The 1,441-nt window shown below is 65.6% G+C and carries 2 protein-coding genes and 1 pseudogene; all 3 read right to left on the bottom strand.

The window, feature by feature from the left end; all coding sequences use genetic code 11:
• Positions 1-38: 38 nt before the first annotated feature.
• A complete protein-coding gene (locus QSK25_RS45195; RefSeq protein WP_285647880.1) occupies positions 39-851 on the bottom strand; it encodes an IS3 family transposase in 813 nt (270 codons plus the stop codon).
• A gap of 44 nt (positions 852-895) precedes the next feature.
• Positions 896-1,219 carry a helix-turn-helix domain-containing protein gene (locus QSK25_RS45190; RefSeq protein WP_285647878.1) on the bottom strand — a complete coding sequence of 108 codons (324 nt, stop codon included), beginning with the start codon at positions 1,217-1,219 and terminating at the stop codon, positions 896-898.
• A gap of 18 nt (positions 1,220-1,237) precedes the next feature.
• Positions 1,238-1,381, bottom strand: a pseudogene (locus tag QSK25_RS45550) (helix-turn-helix domain-containing protein); the annotation flags it as partial.
• Positions 1,382-1,441: the final 60 nt, after the last annotated feature.

Raw genomic sequence — 1,441 nt, 5'->3', positions numbered from 1 at the left:
TGAACTGGTCCCCGGAAGTTGGACTGGCTAACTGAAGGTTAGGCCGTGAGGGCCTGGGCTCGGTATTCGACCGGGCTCAGGCCCTTGAGCGTGGTGGAGATGCGGGTGGTGTTGTACCAGTCGATGTAGTCGTCCAGTGCCGTGGTGAACTCGGCGACGGTGTCGAACCTGGTGTGGTGGAACAGTTCTTCCTTGAGATGACCGAAGAAGTTCTCGGCGATGGAGTTGTCCAGGCAGTTGCCGCGCCGCGACATCGACTGGGTCAGGCCCGCGTCGGCCAGCAGCCTGCGCCAGGAGGCGTGCTGGTACTGGAAGCCCTGATCGGAGTGCACCAGTGGCCTGGCCCGGGCATCGGCGGGCAGAGTGGCGATCGCCTGGCGCAGCGAGGAGTTCGTCAGCTCCAGTGACGGTGACAGGCCATGGCTGTAGGCCACCACAGACCGGTCGAACAGGTCGATCACCGGTGACAGGTAGACCTTGTCCCCGCCGATCCGGAACTCGGTCACGTCGGTGACCCACTTCGTGTCCGGTGCGGACGCACTGAACTGGCGGTCGAGCACGTTCTGGGCGGTCGTGCCGGTCTGTCCGAGCCAGGACCGATATCGGCGTGCTCGCCGGACCTTGCAGACCAGGCCGAGGATGTTCATCAGCTTCAGCACGGTCTTCTTGGCCACCTGCCGGCCTTGGCGGGTCAGCACGTCGTGCACGCGCCGATGCCCGTAACGGCCGCGGGCCGCCTCGAACGCCTCGGTGATCGCGGTCTTGAGTTCGGCGTGCGGGTCAGGCCGGGTGAGTCTGGCCTGGTGGTAGAAGAACGTCGAGCGGGCCAGTCCGGCGGCTCTGAGCAGCACCGGCAGCGGATAGTCGGCCTTGAGGGTGGCGATGACCTGGGTCTTCAGTCTCGCCCCTGCTCCTTCAAGGCCCGCAGTTTTTCCAGGAACGCCACCTTCGCGGACAGTTCCAGGTTCTCCGCCCGCAACCGTTCCAGCTCGCTGAGCCCAGCGGTGTTCACAGGCTTGGCCGGTCGGCCTTTCGACTTGGGCCGCAACGCTTCCGCGCCGTCGCGCCGATAGCGGCCGGCCCAGTTCTCCACCAGCTTCGGCGAGGACAGATCATGCTCACGCGCCAGCTCGAGCGCGGTCGCCTCACCACTGATCAACCGGCGCACGACCTCGAGCTTGAACTCGAACGTGAACGACCGCTTGCCCGGCTTGCTCACCAACGCTCCCGCGCCTCGCACCCTCCAACGATCACGCAAGCGTCGCACCGCCGTCTCCGACACCCCCAACCGGGTCGACACAGCCTTCTCACCAAACCCGGCCTCGAACAACGCGGCAGCGGTCTCCCGCTGCCGCTCAGACAACGAACTTCGTGGATGCACCCAACCGCTCCCCGGAAAGTCGGAACTGGATTCCCAGTCCAAGTTCCGGGGAGCGGTTCA

This window comes from Lentzea sp. NBRC 102530 (assembly GCF_030269365.1).
Classification (GTDB): domain Bacteria; phylum Actinomycetota; class Actinomycetes; order Mycobacteriales; family Pseudonocardiaceae; genus Lentzea.
Note: the sequence above shows the minus strand (reverse complement) of the source record. Positions and strands in the feature narration are given on the sequence as shown.